Source organism: Ectobacillus funiculus (assembly GCF_004138295.1).
Lineage (GTDB): Bacteria > Bacillota > Bacilli > Bacillales > Bacillaceae_G > Ectobacillus > Ectobacillus funiculus.
The window spans coordinates 12,820-30,230 of record NZ_SCFM01000043.1; the positions used below are offsets into that span (position 1 = coordinate 12,820).

A 17,411-nucleotide genomic window follows, 5' to 3' on the forward strand; every position below is an offset into this window, starting at 1 on the left:
GAGGTTCACTCTTAAACAAAAATGTTAGGTCCAAGATAGACTTTGGATTAGCTGATATTTAAATAAGTACAGGATAAAATCAATATAATAATCATGACGAACAATGATCTGATATTCGTTATCTTTATGAATGTAAAACAATACATCTGTATATACCCTATTTCCATCGAAATGTTGACGAACTTTTTTTATTGCAGAATCATAACGTGCGATGTCTTCAATTACAATCGTAAACTCGATATCCTTGCCATTTTTCTTCTCTGATAAAGACAAACCTTTAGCACATTGGTAATGAATCATTTGAATCCCCCTTAGTTCACATGAAACTTGTTATCGATAGTATTTGACCCCTCTAGTTAAATTATATAATTACACTGCATAATTTATAAAAGTAACATCTGAAGGAGTCAGTCACTATACAGGTTCCTTTTATCTTTTTAGTCCTTTATTGTCAGGAGACTGTATAGCCGGCAGGATTCTTTAATTTTTGTATTCGTTATACACGAAGCAAAAGACAACATGATAATAAAGGAGATGAAAGTTTTGCAACAAACGGTTCATGAGGTTTCAAACCTTCAGTATTATGCAGCTATTGCTATCTTTCTAGTAATCTATGCTGTTATCATTTCGGAAAAGATCAATCTTCCTTAGGATATGTCCATACTGACTTTCTAATCCCCTAACAACTTGTTAATCTAAGTCATGATTTTTTACACTTTGCGCAGCCATTAATGAACCAAATATAAGTGCCTGTTGAAGCTAAAGGTTCAATATTGTATAAGCCAATGTAGAGACAATGAGGAATGTCAAGAAAGTACCAATGAATGCCAACAATAAGATGGGCTTTTTATTTTCTTTTAGTTCATGAACTGGAAGCTTAAGAGCTGCATCACCTAATAAAGCCGATAAAAAAATAAGAATGACTGTTGTTTGAAAAACAGTATCATTTATCGCATATTGTTTTACTTCTTCTAGAGCAGGAATCGGCGTCACACCTATTATCAATCCGAAAATAACGAGAAAAGTCGGATACGGCTGTTTCAACTTTTCTGCAATAAATACGACACCGACAGCTATCGCCAGTAAAATAATCCAATATTGTGTCATGCTCTCTCCTTATCTAATACTGAGTATTGTAAAGACGAATTTTATGAAAGTAATCTATTTCTTCTATTCTCTCCGTTTTTTATGCATATACTTCATCCATTTTTTCAGTTTATAGTAACAAAATACCCAATGAGAGAGACTGCGGTTACTCCAACGGATAGCTTCCAAATAAGAGTCTGAGAGGTATAGATCCCTGCTACTGTTCCTGCGAATCCAAATAATGCCGATTGAAATAACTGCTTTTTATTATTTTCATAAATTGTAAATTGAAATTGTCTCCTTTGTTCAATTTCCTTTATGCGTTCTAATTTTTGTGGTGCATTTAAAAATTCTGTTGCAGAATAAATAATCCTAAATCATGTTTATATAATCCCGCATTATCGGGAATCAATGTATCTAGAATCCTATAAAAAATGCCTTCCAGGTCACTTAGCTGGAGGACAGTGCTTGTTTACATGATTTTCGAACACGGAAGTTCTATAAGTACCTATTAAAACTCAATGTAAAAAGGGTGATATCTCTCGTCTAAACAGTATTCAATTCTTTGTTTAAAATTTTTCCACGTAACCATCTGTAGTGCTTTTTCAAGTGGGAAAAATCCAGATTCTAAGCTTTCTGGTGTGGTTATTAATTCTCCACCAATAGGTTTACCTAGAAATAATGTCTTACATTTAGACCTCTCTACATTTTGAAACACTCCACAAAACTTAGTAATCATGATATCTAGGCCACATTCTTCTTTTGTTTCTCTAATTGCTGCATCTTTTAATGATTCCCCTTCTTCAACTTGTCCACCTGGCATCTCCCACCCTCTGCGAGGCCCTTTAATTAACAAAATTTCCCCTTTCTCATTTAAAACGATAGCAGCTGCTGAAATACTATGTTTTGGTGAAGGCATATCTTGATCTCCCTTCCTTAAAACTAAATAGTTTATTTAGTTTATCTTTTAAAGAGAATAGACTATGTATGATGAGTTTTTGTTTTATAGTTGACATAACAAACGAAAGCGGAAGTTAAAAGTTTTTCATTTCTTACTCAACATTTCACAAATTGGATATTTTTTTCTGTTATATCACAAACTAGTTCAAAAAAGGGGAACCAATATGAATTCAGATTTATATTTGATACTCTCGTTATGGATAATATTACCTTTTGTTCTTTGGAAAATCATCCCTCGAAATCGACTTAGAGAAGCAATTGCTACCCTGTTATTTTTTCAGATGTTAACGTGGTTGTTAAGTATTTTCCTTATTTATTTTGGCTTATACGAGCCTCCATTTAGGATTTTCGGAAATGCGACTAAAATTAATTGGACTATGGAATATTTAGTTTTCCCTTTTTTTGCTGTTCTATTCCAACTTAGATTTCCAAAAGAAGCACACTTTATCAAACGTTTGTTACATTACTTGTTTTGGGTGGGCTGCATTTTATCAGCTATGTTCTTGTTAGGTACAATCAGTAACATTGTAAATAGTAATATTGAAAGCCTTGTACGGAGTTTTTTTAATTTTATTATCGAATTATGGTTATGCCGTAAATATATTTTGTGGTTTATGGACTCTCCCGACTATGAAAGGTTTGAAACAAATGAAGGTTGACCAATTGATTTTATATATTCTATATGCGTCTACTTTTATTTCTTTAGCATTTATACCAAAGGACAAATTAAGGGATGCCAGCATAGTCTTCTTATTTCAACAAGCTATTACATGGTTTTTGGGGATTCTTGCAGTTGGTTTGAAATTATTAGAATATCCTGTTCGGGAACTAGCAGAAGTGAACGGCACCAGCTTTTTATATGAATTTTTTCAATACCCCGTCATTACAATCTTTTTTTGTATCTATTATCCAAAATCCAAGTCAAAGTTGAAAAAGTTTTTATATGTAAGTTTGTTTTCCACTGGATTAACCGTACCTGAAATATTTCTTGAAAAATATACAAATCTTATTACGTATGTTAATTGGAAATGGTATTATACATGGCTTTCCGTTTATGCAACATTATTTTTAGCTTGGATATTTTATAAATGGTTCTTTAAGTTAGATTTAAATAAGGACTAACATGCTATTACCACTATCCTGTAACGTTTGATGAACAAGGAATAATGTATATCGTATACATGAGAAGTTAACATAATCCCATAATCCCACATTATTCGGAAGTGGATTCCCTGGGGCACCCGCGCCAACACCGGGTTTCTCTCATTCTCGGACCATAAAACTGTTTTTTTGCTGAATATCATTATAATAAAAGTATAAAAAAACAAATTATAATAATTGTGTTTTATTTGTTGCCATTATTTTAAAATGGGGTTTTACTAAGAAAGAAGGATCTTCTTACCGGTATACCGATAAAATAAAAAAGGAGCCTACGCTCCTTTCTCGAAGTTGTTCAACCAACTGCAGCAGCTGATGTTCCATGACCAAAAATGAAATGGTGCTATAGTGTTAAATCAACGTTTTTGATTAAATTTTTGTGAAGTAATGCCCTTAAAGTAAACGAGGACTTATCTACAATAAGAAGGAGTGCTTTTTTACTAAAGCTACATAGAAGCTATTTTGTTATTGCATTAAGTGTGCGAACATTAAAAATTAGAAGTAATTAGTAATGTTGAAGCAGTTGATATTATAAAAAAACCTAAATCACATATGATTCATACGATTTAAGAAGATAACGTTCTATAAACTCAGCTAGTCCATCATTTTCGTGGTGTCCTGTAACAAAATTAGCCGCTGCTTTAACCTTTTCGCTAGCATTCCCCATTGCCACACCAATACCGACATGGCGAAGCATCTCTATATCATTGGGTCCGTCTCCAATAGCTACGACTTCATTTGGACTAATTCGAAATTCGGTAAGTAGGCTTTTTATACCAGACCATTTGGACACATTTGGAGCAACCATCTCAAACCCGTCATTCCAATCGATGACTTCTGCTTCCTTTTCAAACAAAGCAGATAATTCAGGACGTGGTGCACCTGTTCGAACACTATATTTAAGAACATCTTGATACTTTGCCTGTCTTAAATCTCCAATATACCGTGGCGGAACTTGTCCAACTTTTGTCCAATAATCGATTTCTTCATTTGTTTCCTTACAATAAAGCCCGTTTGCTGTATGGATAATAACATTACAAGAACTTTCAGCGGTCAGATGGTGAAATCGTTCTTCGTTCAATCGGACGGTTTTCATTTGCATAACTCTTCCTGTCTCTGCATCGTGAATAGCGGCACCATTCAAACAGATCATCGGAGTTTGTAATCCAATTTCTTTATGGTAGGGAGCGGTTACTTCATAGTGTCGACCAGTGGCTAGAAAAACTTTGACTCCCTGATTCATGAGCCTATAAATGGCTTCCATATTTCGGCGGGAAATGTAGTTTGAGGCTTTTAGTAATGTACCATCCATATCAATAAATATTGCACGCACATTCATTTTTACTGCCTCCTCATTCGTTGTTAAATCAATCCTATCATCTGAATATTAAATCACCGTAAACTCAGTGTATAGATTGAATGAAGTTTATCGGGAAGCAAAAGACAGTTCTCTGCAAGATAAAAATGTTATGCCATTAACTGGTTTTTGTGATAGCTATTTCTGAAACATATATTCTTATTCCTTTACTGCTTGCTGTTTGTTATTTACATAGTCTATAAAATCTCTTGCTTGTTGAAATTCCCCTTGCAGCTCTTTAGGGAGTCTCCCCACTTCAACAGGTAATGGTTTATTCCTGTCAAATTGATTTAGGGATTGGTATACCTCGATATAAATATCCTGAACCAAATCATCTACATCTGTCCGTTCTTCTATGAGAAAATGGACAGTTTTATAAACATCTTGAATTGTTCTTTCATACAGCTCACCATATGCCTCTTTCTTACCTGATAAAGTGAGCTGAATGAGCTGGTCATATTCATTTTGGTTCTTCACCTATGATCCCTCCTTGTCCTTTATACTATATATTGGTTAGAAAGGAAAATATCGTTCGATTTTTTGTTAGAGGTTCCAATAATAAAATATGAAGCATTAAAATAGTTGTTGGAAGAGAAATCCCTACTGTTCTTATGCCAAGAAAAACCAGCTCCTATTCTAGAGCTGGTTAACATAAAATCAAAAAGCGGAAGTTACATTATAACTCAATATTCATTTATTTATGATTTTCCTATCATCCGCATTAGGGGGTTGCTCCATCCAATTTTTTTTAATAATTAATTTACCGAAACTACCGTAAACCAGTAAATCATCTAAAATTGCTTTTTCACATTGTAGTGCAATATCTGCTCTCATACTAGCAATCGCAGCAGAACCGTAATAAGATATTGCGGCAGCAAATAAAAAGCCTGAATGAAACAACATAAGTTTATCAGAAAAGGGTGCAACATTTGAGTTCGTTATTTCTGATTCAAACGTATGAGGTAAATGAAGGTCTTCTTTAAGTAATAATGTTGTAAATGTCCCAATATGTTTATTCGCTACATTAATACATTTTTCTAAAAACTTATTTACTCCTTTATCTGTACATACTTGTTTAAAGGCAATAAGACACCCTTTGGTGAGCAAACTTTTTTTCAAATTAAAATATACATTACCACATTCAATAGCATTCATGGTTCTATGATTACCAAACACATCAGTCACATAATCAAGAGTGTTGATGAAATGAATTTTGTCTGGTGTTGAATAGTGTGGTGGTTTATCGAAAAGTTTTTTTGCCATGAGAATCTCAATGGATTGGTTATATAAGTTCATACTGTCAATATTACATTGGTAATAAAAATCTCTAATGTCTTGACGAATCGAAACAGTCAATGCCAAGCTGTAAGCCTGTCCTCCATGCATAGTCATAATGTGAATATAATTTAAGCAAAAAAGATCAGTAAATAAAGGGGGCGCATCCAAATTAACATCTTCTTCACTAAACCCTTTAGGTACTGGAAAGTTTTCTTGATGAAACCACTCCTTCAACTTGTTTATATGCTTTTCAGAAAGCTCATGAGCAGTTTGAAAAATTTTATGTATCTCAGGATCTTGAACGATCTTTAACATGTACTTGCTCATGCAGATTCCCATAGTCTCACGTATATAATGAGTCCATAAATTCGCAATTTCTGATGAGGTTAATCTATCGTTGTTTTGATTCATTTTTTCACCTTAGGATGTCGTAATTTAAGTTTATTGTCATCCGTTTTCCAAATATTATGTATGAACGCAATTAAGCTAAAAAAGGCTTAGCTTGTTTATATCATTTTCTAAAGAGGAAATCCAAAATTGATAAGTTTTAGACATGCGAACGATTCGTCTGGAGCTTCTCTGTCGGCAAAATAAAAAAAAGCATTGATCCTTACTGCTGAATCAATGCCTTCACTTATTGAAATTAACTTTACTCTTACTTTTTTTAGTTAACATATAACTTTGTCTTATCATTTCGTAAATTTCTTCCTCTGGAACAGTACCGTCAAGAATTATCGAATTCCAATGGTCCTTATTAAGATGAAATGCTGGAACTACCGAAGTGTAAATCTGACGCCAGTAATCTAGAAAACCGGGTTCACACTTCACATTGATCCAAATATGGTCATCTTTTTCAAAGATCCACGCAAACACTTTCTTGTTTTCTATGTGTCGCATTAATGTCCAATTCTTATCACGAAATGGATAATCTTCATATGTGTTACCCATTCTTAAACAGTAACTGATAGCTTCCTCTCTCTTTTTCATTATTTACCTCTTCTCTAACATAAATGAATAAAGTCGCATCCTAAATTATAATCCTTGGACTCTTTATTGCACTGATCCGATTCATTTAGGTACATTCCTTCACAATCTCCAGCTATTTTAACATTAAATTACTTTCAGGAGGCGATTTAAACATGAAAAACATATGGATATTGAGTCTGGTTAGCTTTTTTACAGATATGGGAACCTATATGGTAACTCCTTTAATCCCAATTCTCCTTTCCTCATCGGGACCTTTTATTATTGGGATGATTGATGGATTATCAGAGAGCCTAGCAAGTGTTTTGAAATTTTTCTCTGGTCGGCGTTCAGATTTTCTGAAAAATAGAAAAGGCCTTGCTGTAGTTGGGTATGGTTTATCCGGTTTAGGAAGAGTATTCTTAATTATTTCAAGTTCTTGGGTCAGTGTTTTCATATGGAAACTTATCGATCGTACTGGAAAAGGCATTCGAACAGCCCCGAGAGATGCATTTATATCTGAGGCTGGAGGAAAAAAAAAGCAAGGAAGGGCTTTTGGATTCCATCAAATGATGGATATGTTAGGTGCTTCTATCGGAATTGGAGCTGCTTATTTTATATTACAAGCCAATGAAAATCAGAACTTCAATGATGTTTTTCTTTATTCCTTAATTCCTGTAATTATTGGTTGGGTACTGCTATGGAGTATCAAGGAAAGAAAACATGAACCGGTAGTAAAGGAAATTCCAACCACCACAATTCCGAAACTTGACTGGAAACTTTTAAATCCGAATGTAAAAAAATTAATGTTTATTGTACTTCTCTTCACCATTGTTAATTCATCAAATTCGTTTCTTTTACTAAGAGCAGCAGATTTAGGGGTTTCTACTAATAATGTTCTATTATTATATCTACTCTTTCATCTTATCGCGTCTTCTTTTTCATATATTTCTGGAGTATTTTCAGACCGATTCGGTCGAAGAGGTCTACTAACTGTGGGATATGCGTTATATGGATTTGTATATATTGGATTTGCAGAAGCAAATACAACGATTGGCCTCATTATTCTCTTTACGTTTTATGGGCTGTATTCAGCTTTTACTAAAGGGGTCGAAAAGGCGTTAGTTGCTGATTTAGCAAATCCAGAAAATAAAGGAACTGCACTTGGTTTTTATGCTATGATTACGGGTATTGGTCTATTTCCGGCCTCTTTGCTTACAGGTTGGTTATGGCAGATATTTGGTGCTGAAGTTTCATTCATTATAAATGGAGTCATCGCTATCATTGCATCTATTTTGTTATTTAGAACGCTCTCTTTTAACGTAAGAAAAGCAACATAGAACATAAATGATGGAGTAGCATGTTTACATATACGAGGCTATCCTTGTATGCCGTAATACATAAAACGTTTCACGTTTATGGATAGTATAATCTTAATAAGACTAACTAATAAGCTGAATAAAGATAACCGAATAGTGTACGAGGGTAAAAAGGATATTCTAAAAAAGCCGATTTTCTTACTCTAAGAAAAAATCGGCTCTTACTTTGCTAAGTTGATTGCAATGAACGAAGAAATTCCAATGTTATCATATCGTTTACATTAAATCGATATTCTCCAAGAAAGTTTATATGCTCTCATCCCAGTGGTGAAATATGTTTTAGCAATTCCTCATTGAAATTATATTTACTCTTTATATGAGTTTTATTCTTTTGGTTTAGGGGATCCCTTCCAACCAAGTTACATAAAGTCTTGATAGGCATGAAGACGGGATCCCAATTAAAGTTTTTTAAACCTAATTGGACTTACCATTAGGAGAGCGAGGATTAAGGTAATCCATGCATTGCTATATGAAAAAAATCCCATACCAGCCAATGGCAATCCAGCAGCTGGAATAGGTAATCCCTTAAAATATCCAATGGTTGGTTTAACACTAAATTTAGCTAATCTTAAAACCCCCATCGTTGGGAAAAGGATAAATGCCAAAGAAGTAAAAATAGATGGTGCTGCTATCGAATGAAATAGAAGTGCAGGAGCAACTCCGAAACTAACAATATCTGCTAAGGAATCCAATTCTACTCCAAACTCACTGTTCACTTTTAATTTTCTCGCAATCCTTCCGTCCAGAAGATCTAAAACAGCCGAAAAGAAAATAAAAATGGATGCCAACTCTAAAAGCCCACTCATATTCAAGGTAATTGAAAAAACGCCGCATAATAAATTTCCGATCGTAAATAAATTGGGTACAGCTTTTACTATCTGATTGAACAAGGTTGCCCCCCCCTAAGTTGATCAAACTTCCCATTTATGTAGCATTTTCTATATATTCTTCCGTTATTCTTAAAATACACGATATAGAATGAAAAAATTTTGCTCTCCCTGCACAAATTCCGACAAGAAAAAAGCTGATTTCCTGTATGTTAAGGAAAGCCGGCTTTTCATTATTCTAATTGTTGTATTCCTCATCATGATACTCAAAAAATCCATGATATTGGAACCTGACCGCTCGATTGTTTTATACTAGGAAGCGGGTATAAACAATTCCACTTCTGTTCCTTTGCCTTCTTCACTTCGTATCTTAATTTCTCCCTTATGTTGTTTCATAATATTTTTTGCGATAGCCAGTCCCAATCCCGTCCCTCCTGTTTCTCGACTTCTTGCTTTATCTACTCGGTAAAATCGTTCAAAAATATGTTTTATTTCCTTATTAGGTATACCAATACCATAATCTTTTACTCGTATCACAACATCGTCTTCATTCTGTTCCAAAAACATTTCAATTTTGTCAGAACTATATTTAATGGCATTATCGAGCAATATGATGATAACTTGTTTGATCTTTAGCTCATCTGCCTTAACAATGATAGGATCTTGACTGTACTGAAATATAAATTCTCTTTTATACACATTTCTAAATTGTTGTAGAATGCTTTGGCATAACGATATCAAATCCAATGCTTTTATTTCTAAAATCATTTCTTTTTCTGACGCGGCTAAATCCAGTAATGCTTCTGCCATTCTTTGCATTCGAGTTGCTTCTGCATGAATTGCCTCAATTGCTTCTACTGTTATTTCTTCGTTTTGTATGCCGCGTCTTCTTATTAAGTTGGCGTAACTTCTAATGACTGTAAGAGGAGTTTTTAGTTCGTGAGAGGCATCCGAAATAAACTGTTTTTGTTTTTCTGAATTTTCCTGTAGCCTCTTAATCATGAGATTGAATGTTGTAGCTAGCTTTTCAAGTTCATCTCTTGTTCGATTATGAATCATGATTGTTTTTGGAACGCCACTGCGTTCAATATCTTCCATGGTTTGAATCATATTTGCGATAGGCCGCATAATAATATTTGATAACCATCTTCCCCCCAGCAACGACAATACAACTGCAATCACAGTACAAAATGCTAAAATAGTCACCAAAATGTCTTTGCTCATTTCGAGCCCCATCAGTCTTTCACCTATCTCCAATGTTCCTATTACGTGCTTATGAGACATAATCGGAACACGGACGATTAAAACTTGTTCTTCTCCTCCCTCATCTCGAATTGTGCGCAATTGTGATCCTGACTTACTAGAAAATTTGTATTTAATCTTTTTAGCTAAATCCTTATCGCTTATTGCCTGATTTGTAACCTTAGAATCGGGACTTACAATTCGTATAAAAGAGTGTTCAGTTAAGTAAGATTTCAATCTGTCTTCTGGCAGCGTCGTTGCATTTTGTGTATGAAGTTCTTGTATAATATCATTCATTTTTTGAAGCAGCACGTTTTTCTCCATATTCACAGTCGTTGTCATAAAAGAAAAGAATACAACAACGTTTATAATCAGTAATATACAAAATAGCCAAGCTGTCGTTAACAAATTGATTTTTGTTGTAATTTTCATTTTCCAAGCTGTCGTTAACAAATTGATTTTTGTTGTGACTTTCATTTTAGTTCTCCCTTATGGCATATCCTACTCCTCGGATTGTCTGAATTAATGGAGGAGAAAACTCCTCGTCTATCTTCTTTCTAAGATGCCGAATATACACGTCGATTACGTTCGTTTCACCTTCGTATTCATATCCCCAGACGTGCATAAGAATACCTTCACGCGTTACAATCTTATTTTTATTAGTAAGTAAGTACACTAATAAATCGTATTCTTTCGGAGTTAGCGAAATGGATATTCCGCTTCTTTCCACTTCTCTCGTCTCGGTATTTATAACTAAATCAGCAATTGATAAAAGAGGTGTCTCATTACTTGATTTAACAGATAAAGTATTATGCCGAATAGAGGAGCGTACTCGAGCAAGCAATTCCTCAATTTCAAAGGGCTTTGTAACATAATCATTTGCCCCTTGATCCAAGCCCATCACTTTATCTAATGTTGTATTCCGAGCTGTTAAAAGGATTACTGGTATATTGACCTCTGCCTTCCTTAATCGTCGCAACATCTCTATGCCGCTCAATTCTGGTAACATTACGTCTAACAAGATTAGATCTAAGTTTGCGTGTAGGGCTACCTCTAATCCTGATTTCCCATCATGCTCTACTAATACGTCATACCCTTCATACTCAAGCTCTAACTTCAAAACCCTTGCTATTTGTACTTCATCTTCTACAACTAAAATACGTTTACTCATAATCTCCTCTCCTTTCCGTAGTCATTACTCGGCATGTCCATACGAGTACGTTCTATTTGTTCTATATTACTTGTTTATTTACTGCAAGGCGTAGCATCTCAAACAACAAAAAGTTTAAAAACATCCATACTGCACCATATACATATCCTCCTACGATATCGCTTGGAAGTACAGGATAAAGCGCAACGTTCGCGATAGCTATATATAATAAAATTAAGATACCTAAGATGGGACCAATAAATTGTATATACGTATTCTTCAGATGGCGTAGCATGAGAAATAAGCAAGTGCCATACACAATGATAGTAATAGTTGCTTTCTCGTCCGGAAAAGCAGCAGAGCGAGTTGCGGCCTCTTTCCCGATAAAATGAAAATAGGACAGTCCACGTAAAATCGCATTATGATATAGTTGCGCCCCGAGTATAGCGGTAGTAAGTAGAAGGATTTCAATCCATCTATTTTGTCCTTTCCTCCAAATAGCTATTATCGTAATCATGATTAGAACACTAAGTGCAATAAGGGATTGTAACATCAGAAATCTGCTCATACTGCTGATCCATCCTGTTTGAAATACAGAATGAACAATATACACAGTAACCTCGTTAAACTGAGTAAATTCATTGTATAAGTAATCCTGCGCAAGCCCGAGCATTAGGATAATCATTCCTAGTAAGACCAATGTAAGGGCGATCAGGAAAACTTCGGTTGCCCGGACAGTTCGAAAGTAAGAATGGATTCTGTTAAACATTCGTACGAAGAAGCTTTTGATTTGGTTCTTATAAAACCGATAAGCTAGTAACACCCCTAAAATGAATACGAATAGAAGGATAATGATGATCAAATAGTGACCGGCCGATTTATGAAAGTCCTCCCAGCGCGGTCCTAATATTTTCCCGAGTGTAATAAAGCAAAATCCCCATAAACTCGCTCCTATATAAGCAGGAATAAAAAAGGTTAGATACGGCATTTTCGAAATACCTGATACGTACCCTGTAAAGTGTCGAATCCCAGGAATAAAATATGCAAACAACAATAATTTACTTCCAGACCGTTCCATCCAAACGGCTGTTTTGTCGTATCTTTTAGGACCCAAGTGAACGTACTTCCCGTACTTCTCAATAAGTCTATACCCACCCATTCTTCCAATCCAATATGTGATTGTAATTCCGATCCCTCCTGAAGCGATCGCTGTTAAAAGAGCCAAGGTATAACTCATTTTTCCTTGAAACACGAAGTAACCGGCATAACTCATAAAGAACTCACCTGAAACGGGAATTGCAATAAGTTCAAGCACGATTACTGCAAATAAAATAGGATAGCTATGATGCTCAAATATCGAAATAAAATGTTCCATGTTACTCCTCCGTGCCTGATTTTTTTCTTTCGTCCTTCACCTTTTAAGTAACAAAGGAAGCTTTGCATTTACAAATTGGTTATCATTTGATTTTTGCCTCCATTGTTAAACCACTATAGCACTGTACTCTCCTTTATTTTTCTTTTTAATTGATTTTTAATGTAATTTTTAGAGGATGTTCAGGTTGCCCCAATATACTGAACACATACATGTTTTGGGTCAATTTGGTTTTATATGAGGGACCAAAACCTTATAAGAAAGGAGACAAATAATATGAACTACGAAATATTTCAATGGATAAATGGTTGGTCCAGTTATTCCCCTTATCTAGATAAAGGAATGATATTTATCACGAATAGCGTTCCTTATGTTGCAATCGCACTGATGCTGTTCTTATGGTTTATTGGAAATCAAGAAAAGAGAGTGGAAAAGCAGTACACAGCTGTATATACTGTCTTTTCTTGCTTACTTGGATTGTCTATAAATGCAGTCCTTCATCTTTTCTATTATCATCCGCGTCCATTCGTAGCACACCATGTTCATCAGTTAGTACCGCATCCTGCTGACTCTTCGTTTGTAAGTGATCACGCGGTATTAGTTTTCTCTATAGCATGGATAATGTTGCTGCGAAATGATTCGTGGAAGTATCCCGGATTCATATGGGCTATCATTGTTGGTATTTCACGTGTATTCGTCGGTGTCCATTATCCTGCTGACGTGATTGGCGGTGCCCTTATTTCATATGGGGTAAGCCTATTGGTGATACAGTCTTCCAAAAAGCTGGAGCCTCTGGTACAAGTGATATTCAACGTGTATAGCGGATTGACGAAACACATACCTTTATTGGCTAAGTACAGCTACAAAGACCCAAGTCAAGAAAGTTAAAGATTGTTTTAAATGGGAAAGAGGCTGGAATAAGAATATGAAGTCCTATAATTGCTGGATAAACAAACTTTTTTCATTATAGGGATTTTTTGTATGTTCTATTTTTGTCTCTTCTGATTTATTGCAATGTACTTATTTTGAAGCTTCTATTCACATGAATGAAATGAGGAGGTCAGAGAATGAAAAAGCTTGTTGAGGGCACAATGCAACGAGGCATATTAATGATTGTTTGTACTCTCATTATATTGGCTTGGGGAGGTATTTCCGCTTTCCAGATGCAACGAGATTATTTGCCTGGGATTAACAATACTACCCTTTCCGTTAGTATGAGAGTACCTGGTTATCAAGCCTCTCAGCTAAAACAGCAAGTAACCGATAGTCTGGCAAGTGCCGTCAAAACAGTAGATGGGTTATCCAATGTGGAAACCACTTCTTATGATGGTGGATTATTTATGAGTTTGTATTTTCCGATGAATACAGACATGAAACAAGCTGAAGATCAAGTAAATAAAGCACTGGCAAATGCAGATCTTCCGTCAACCATTACTAGCACGCCATCGGTAACACGATTAACAACTAGTTCATTCCCTATTTTGACTTATAGCGTAACTAGTTCAAATTTGGATGAACCAACACTTCGCTCCACTGCAACACAGGAAATTGTGAAACAATTAGAATCTGTCCCTGGAGTAGCAGATGTTTCTGTATTTGGGGGAGCAAAAGATGGATATGTATTAACTGTTCGCATGAAAGACCTAGTAAAAAACGGGTTAACATTGGATGATGTGAATAAATCATTTTCTACGGCTCTTCCAATGATGCCACAAGGGAATATTGTAAACAATCAGTTATCAATCCCAGTATCTTTTGATGGGTTACCATTAACCGAACAGCAAATGGAAAACGCAACGATTAAGAATAAGGAAGGAAAAGCGATTCCTGTCTCGGCGTTTGGTACCATTTCTCATTCCTTAAATGACGTTAAAACCGTCTCCAGAACAAACGGAGCACCAAGTGTGCAGCTAAATGTAATTAAAACGCCATCGGCTAATATTACAGATGTTGCTGATCAAGTAAAAGATCGTGTCGCACAGCTTCACTTGGATACAGTAAATCCAAAAGATGTTTCGTTCCAAGTATTACTTGACCGAGAAACAGAATTAAACAACTCTCTTTTCGGTTTGGTTCGAGAAGGTTTCCTCGGCTGTTTATTCTCTATGATTTGTGTGTTCTTCTTCTTCCGAAATGTAAGAAGCACATTATCAATTGCCATTTCATTGCCAATTTCATTATTAGCAACAACAGCCTTCTTAAAATCAATGGGTATCACCTTAAATATTTTGACGGTTTCAGGTTTGATTGTAGCAATGGGACGTATTGTTGATGATTCCATTGTTATCTTAGACAACATGTATCGAAAACGGGAAGAAGAAAAGGAGAAATCTTTACTTTCTGTACTTGCATCATCTGTTGTTGAAATGATTCCAGCGATATTAGGTTCTACGTTAACAACGATTGCTGTTTATATTCCAATCGCCTTTGTTGGCGGAGTAATCAGTGCTTCGTATAGCGGGTTTGCCTGGTCAGTTGTTATTGCACTTGTCATTTCATTTTTTGTAGCAATGTTGGTGATTCCTGCCCTTACCTTTATGGGATGGAAAGGCGGAAACGGAGAAAAACAAACAGAAACAGTCAAACTCGATTCAAAAATGAGGCCTATCTTGCAATCTGCTTTTAAACATAAAAAAGCAATGATTATTGTTTCGATCTTAGTCTTCTTAGCAGCTGGTATCTATTCCGCTTTCCTCCCAGTAAGTTTATTACCGAGTGGAAAAATCGGACAAATTGCCATTAAAGCAGAATTGCCTAAAGGAAGCACATTAATTCAAGTAGATTCTGAAGTTCAAAAAATTGAAAAAGCATTACAAGAAAATCCAAAAGTCGCTGCGTATTCATCCAATTTCGGGTCTACCATGACACCGCAAAGTGATGATGTGTTTGACCAAGGTGGCGGCTTTATCACATATCCAAATGTTGCAAACCTTTCTGTTGTATTGAAAAATGACAAAGATGCAGATTCTGTCATTAAAGAATTACAAAAACAACTTCCAACGTTATCTAAACTTGTTACTTATACCGTAACAAGCCAGAACATTTCTGGTGATGATTCACAAATGCGGATTCTCTTTACCGGTTCAGATCAAGCAACATTGGATAATGTAGCTCAAGAGGCAAGAACAAACTTATCTAAAGTAGCTAACCTGAGCGTGGATGGAAAAGTGGATTTAACAAATGGTGCTCCTAAGTACAAGGTTATATTTGACCAAAAAGCGATCCAAGATAAAGGCTTAAATGTCACTGACATTCTAACGGTCATTAATCGTTATATGTCCCAATCTAAGGATGCAACAATTACTGTTGATCATAAAGCACTTCCTGTAGACCAATATTTAGATCAAATTGCATCAGGAGAAAATTCTACTATTACTTTAAATGCTTCTGCAGATGATGTCTTAGCATCCCTTGCTGCTGAAACGTTTAATGGAAATAATGGTGAAGTGGTTCGTTTTGACCAAATTGCTAAGATTACGAAAGATCAGTCTCCTTCGACCATTAGCGAACGAGATGGTCAGCCATTCTCACTTGTGACAGCACAAATTACATCAAATGATATTAGCAAAGTGTCCAGCCAAGCTGAGAAAGCCTTAAGCAACATGAAGCTTCCAAAGGATGTAACTTACTCAATGGGCGGAATCTCCGAACAAGTAAAAGAAATGATTTTTGATATGTCTGTTGCCGTTGCATTTTCTATCCTTTTAGTATTATTGATCACTTCTTCTATTTTCAAAGGATGGAGAGCGCCATTATCAGTACTTTTAAGCATTCCGCTTGCTTTAAGTGGTGTAGTCATCGCACTTACTTTATTCCATGGAGAATGGAATTTAGCAGCATTAATTGGTGTTTTGATGCTTACTGGTATCGTGGTTACAAACGGAATTGTGTTAATTGACAAAATTGAACGAAATCGAAAAGAGGGAATGCCTGTTAAAGAAGCTGTATTAAATGGTAGTCTTTCAAGGATTAGACCAATCTTGATGACAGCAGCAGCAACAATCCTTACTTTGTTACCACTTGCATTTTCTCATAATGCGGATACGGTTATTTCTCAAACATTAGGTATCGTGGTTATAGGAGGTATGATTACATCAACAATTAACAGCTTTATTATCATTCCAATTATTTATGAGTGGCTTCATAAGAACTACATGCAGACTAAAATTGCAATAACAAAGAACGATAAAAATCTATCCTAGGTATGGTTAATAACACAAGTATTTAGCCATGGCTAAATACTTGTGTCTTCTCAGTAAGATTTTTCTATTTTTTTAGTAGTAGTACAGTTCAGTTATTTAATAACAGTAAGGAGGTTACAACAGCTGCAAATAAGCTGCTGGAAGTTCGCAAAAATGATGAAATATGATTTCAAAAGGAGGTGAAGACTGGTTGCAAAACAACACTAAAAGTGGAAGAATTATACAAAAGACATTGATAGCTTGTGGATACAGGATGTAGAATACGATTACCGTTTAACTGGAACATCGTGAAGAAGGTTGCGGTTATCTTTACAGAGATAGGTTACACCTATAATAAGGAACAAGTATATCCCTTATTGACTGAGCGAGAGCGGTCCTCTAGTGTGCGAATCCTGTGAGGCACACGTTTCCGAAAGGAGATGCAAAGCTTGTAAGTT

16 protein-coding genes are annotated in these 17,411 nt (G+C 35.4%); 5 read left to right on the forward strand and 11 right to left on the reverse strand.

The features are described 5' to 3' along the window. Window positions 1–24: 24 nt before the first annotated feature. The 3 genes from EP737_RS20405 to EP737_RS20415 form a co-directional block, all read right to left on the reverse strand. Window positions 25–300 (reverse strand): hypothetical protein, encoded by a 276-nt coding sequence (locus EP737_RS20405; RefSeq protein ID WP_129730424.1) that lies wholly within the window; start codon window positions 298–300, stop codon window positions 25–27. Between the two features lie 459 nt (window positions 301–759). Continuing rightward, window positions 760–1,107, reverse strand: coding sequence for a cation:proton antiporter domain-containing protein (locus EP737_RS20410; protein WP_129730426.1), 348 nt, complete (start codon window positions 1,105–1,107; stop codon window positions 760–762). Window positions 1,108–1,597: 490 nt separating this feature from the next. Then, window positions 1,598–2,005: an NUDIX hydrolase gene (locus EP737_RS20415; protein ID WP_129730428.1), complete on the reverse strand. Its 408-nt coding sequence runs from the start codon at window positions 2,003–2,005 to the stop codon at window positions 1,598–1,600. 205 nt (window positions 2,006–2,210) lie between these two features. Between EP737_RS20415 and EP737_RS20420 the strand changes: the two genes are divergently transcribed. After that, complete coding sequence (locus EP737_RS20420; protein WP_129730430.1) at window positions 2,211–2,705, forward strand: CBO0543 family protein; 495 nt, start codon at window positions 2,211–2,213, stop codon at window positions 2,703–2,705. Continuing rightward, on the forward strand, window positions 2,695–3,168 hold the full coding sequence (locus EP737_RS20425) for a CBO0543 family protein (protein WP_129730432.1): 474 nt from the start codon (window positions 2,695–2,697) through the stop codon (window positions 3,166–3,168). The genes EP737_RS20420 and EP737_RS20425 overlap by 11 nt, the downstream gene beginning before the upstream one ends. Before the next feature lie 577 nt (window positions 3,169–3,745). Here EP737_RS20425 and EP737_RS20430 read toward each other — a convergent pair. The 4 genes from EP737_RS20430 to EP737_RS20445 form a co-directional block, all read right to left on the reverse strand. Then, window positions 3,746–4,543, reverse strand: a complete 798-nt coding sequence (locus EP737_RS20430) for an HAD family hydrolase (RefSeq protein WP_129730434.1) — start codon at window positions 4,541–4,543, stop codon at window positions 3,746–3,748. 177 nt (window positions 4,544–4,720) lie between these two features. Then, window positions 4,721–5,038, reverse strand: a complete 318-nt coding sequence (locus tag EP737_RS26960; RefSeq protein ID WP_129730436.1) for a sigma factor — start codon at window positions 5,036–5,038, stop codon at window positions 4,721–4,723. Window positions 5,039–5,251: 213 nt separating this feature from the next. Beyond that, window positions 5,252–6,250, reverse strand: a complete 999-nt coding sequence (locus EP737_RS20440) for a DUF3231 family protein (RefSeq protein ID WP_129730438.1) — start codon at window positions 6,248–6,250, stop codon at window positions 5,252–5,254. A 219-nt stretch (window positions 6,251–6,469) separates the two neighbouring features. Beyond that, complete coding sequence (locus EP737_RS20445; RefSeq protein WP_129730440.1) at window positions 6,470–6,826, reverse strand: MmcQ/YjbR family DNA-binding protein; 357 nt, start codon at window positions 6,824–6,826, stop codon at window positions 6,470–6,472. Window positions 6,827–6,978: 152 nt separating this feature from the next. Here EP737_RS20445 and EP737_RS20450 point away from each other — a divergent pair, with 152 nt between their 5' ends. Beyond that, on the forward strand, window positions 6,979–8,142 hold the full coding sequence (locus tag EP737_RS20450) for an MFS transporter (RefSeq protein WP_129730450.1): 1,164 nt from the start codon (window positions 6,979–6,981) through the stop codon (window positions 8,140–8,142). 437 nt (window positions 8,143–8,579) lie between these two features. On the opposite strand, the gene pssA is transcribed toward EP737_RS20450, so the two are convergent. From pssA to EP737_RS20475, 4 genes are all read right to left on the reverse strand, one after another. After that, entirely contained in the window at window positions 8,580–9,071 is a 492-nt protein-coding gene (pssA, locus tag EP737_RS20460; RefSeq protein WP_129730452.1) for a CDP-diacylglycerol--serine O-phosphatidyltransferase, read from the reverse strand. A gap of 249 nt (window positions 9,072–9,320) precedes the next feature. After that, the gene (locus EP737_RS20465) at window positions 9,321–10,682 is read right to left on the reverse strand and encodes a HAMP domain-containing sensor histidine kinase (protein ID WP_129730509.1); all 1,362 of its coding nucleotides are present in this window, start codon (window positions 10,680–10,682) and stop codon (window positions 9,321–9,323) included. Between the two features lie 46 nt (window positions 10,683–10,728). After that, window positions 10,729–11,421 (reverse strand): response regulator transcription factor, encoded by a 693-nt coding sequence (locus EP737_RS20470; RefSeq protein WP_129730454.1) that lies wholly within the window; start codon window positions 11,419–11,421, stop codon window positions 10,729–10,731. A gap of 61 nt (window positions 11,422–11,482) precedes the next feature. Next, window positions 11,483–12,775, reverse strand: a complete 1,293-nt coding sequence (locus tag EP737_RS20475) for a VTT domain-containing protein (RefSeq protein ID WP_129730456.1) — start codon at window positions 12,773–12,775, stop codon at window positions 11,483–11,485. Window positions 12,776–13,048: 273 nt separating this feature from the next. Between EP737_RS20475 and EP737_RS20480 the strand changes: the two genes are divergently transcribed. Continuing rightward, window positions 13,049–13,660: an undecaprenyl-diphosphatase gene (locus tag EP737_RS20480; RefSeq protein ID WP_129730458.1), complete on the forward strand. Its 612-nt coding sequence runs from the start codon at window positions 13,049–13,051 to the stop codon at window positions 13,658–13,660. 179 nt (window positions 13,661–13,839) lie between these two features. Beyond that, a complete protein-coding gene (locus EP737_RS20485; RefSeq protein ID WP_129730460.1) occupies window positions 13,840–16,974 on the forward strand; it encodes an efflux RND transporter permease subunit in 3,135 nt (1,044 codons plus the stop codon). Window positions 16,975–17,411 lie beyond the last annotated feature (437 nt).

Bases quoted from the DNA above. Each gene is read 5' to 3' on its own strand.
- EP737_RS20405 (WP_129730424.1), bottom strand. From the start codon at position 300: ATGATTCATTACCAATGTGCTAAAGGTTTGTCTTTATCAGAGAAGAAA.
- EP737_RS20410 (WP_129730426.1), bottom strand. From the start codon at position 1,107: ATGACACAATATTGGATTATTTTACTGGCGATAGCTGTCGGTGTCGTA.
- EP737_RS20415 (WP_129730428.1), bottom strand. From the start codon at position 2,005: ATGCCTTCACCAAAACATAGTATTTCAGCAGCTGCTATCGTTTTAAAT.
- EP737_RS20420 (WP_129730430.1), top strand. From the start codon at position 2,211: ATGAATTCAGATTTATATTTGATACTCTCGTTATGGATAATATTACCT.
- EP737_RS20425 (WP_129730432.1), top strand. From the start codon at position 2,695: ATGAAGGTTGACCAATTGATTTTATATATTCTATATGCGTCTACTTTT.
- EP737_RS20430 (WP_129730434.1), bottom strand. From the start codon at position 4,543: ATGAATGTGCGTGCAATATTTATTGATATGGATGGTACATTACTAAAA.
- EP737_RS20440 (WP_129730438.1), bottom strand. From the start codon at position 6,250: ATGAATCAAAACAACGATAGATTAACCTCATCAGAAATTGCGAATTTA.
- EP737_RS20445 (WP_129730440.1), bottom strand. From the start codon at position 6,826: ATGAAAAAGAGAGAGGAAGCTATCAGTTACTGTTTAAGAATGGGTAAC.
- EP737_RS20450 (WP_129730450.1), top strand. From the start codon at position 6,979: ATGAAAAACATATGGATATTGAGTCTGGTTAGCTTTTTTACAGATATG.
- EP737_RS20465 (WP_129730509.1), bottom strand. From the start codon at position 10,682: ATGAAAATTACAACAAAAATCAATTTGTTAACGACAGCTTGGCTATTT.
- EP737_RS20470 (WP_129730454.1), bottom strand. From the start codon at position 11,421: ATGAGTAAACGTATTTTAGTTGTAGAAGATGAAGTACAAATAGCAAGG.
- EP737_RS20475 (WP_129730456.1), bottom strand. From the start codon at position 12,775: ATGGAACATTTTATTTCGATATTTGAGCATCATAGCTATCCTATTTTA.
- EP737_RS20480 (WP_129730458.1), top strand. From the start codon at position 13,049: ATGAACTACGAAATATTTCAATGGATAAATGGTTGGTCCAGTTATTCC.
- EP737_RS20485 (WP_129730460.1), top strand. From the start codon at position 13,840: ATGAAAAAGCTTGTTGAGGGCACAATGCAACGAGGCATATTAATGATT.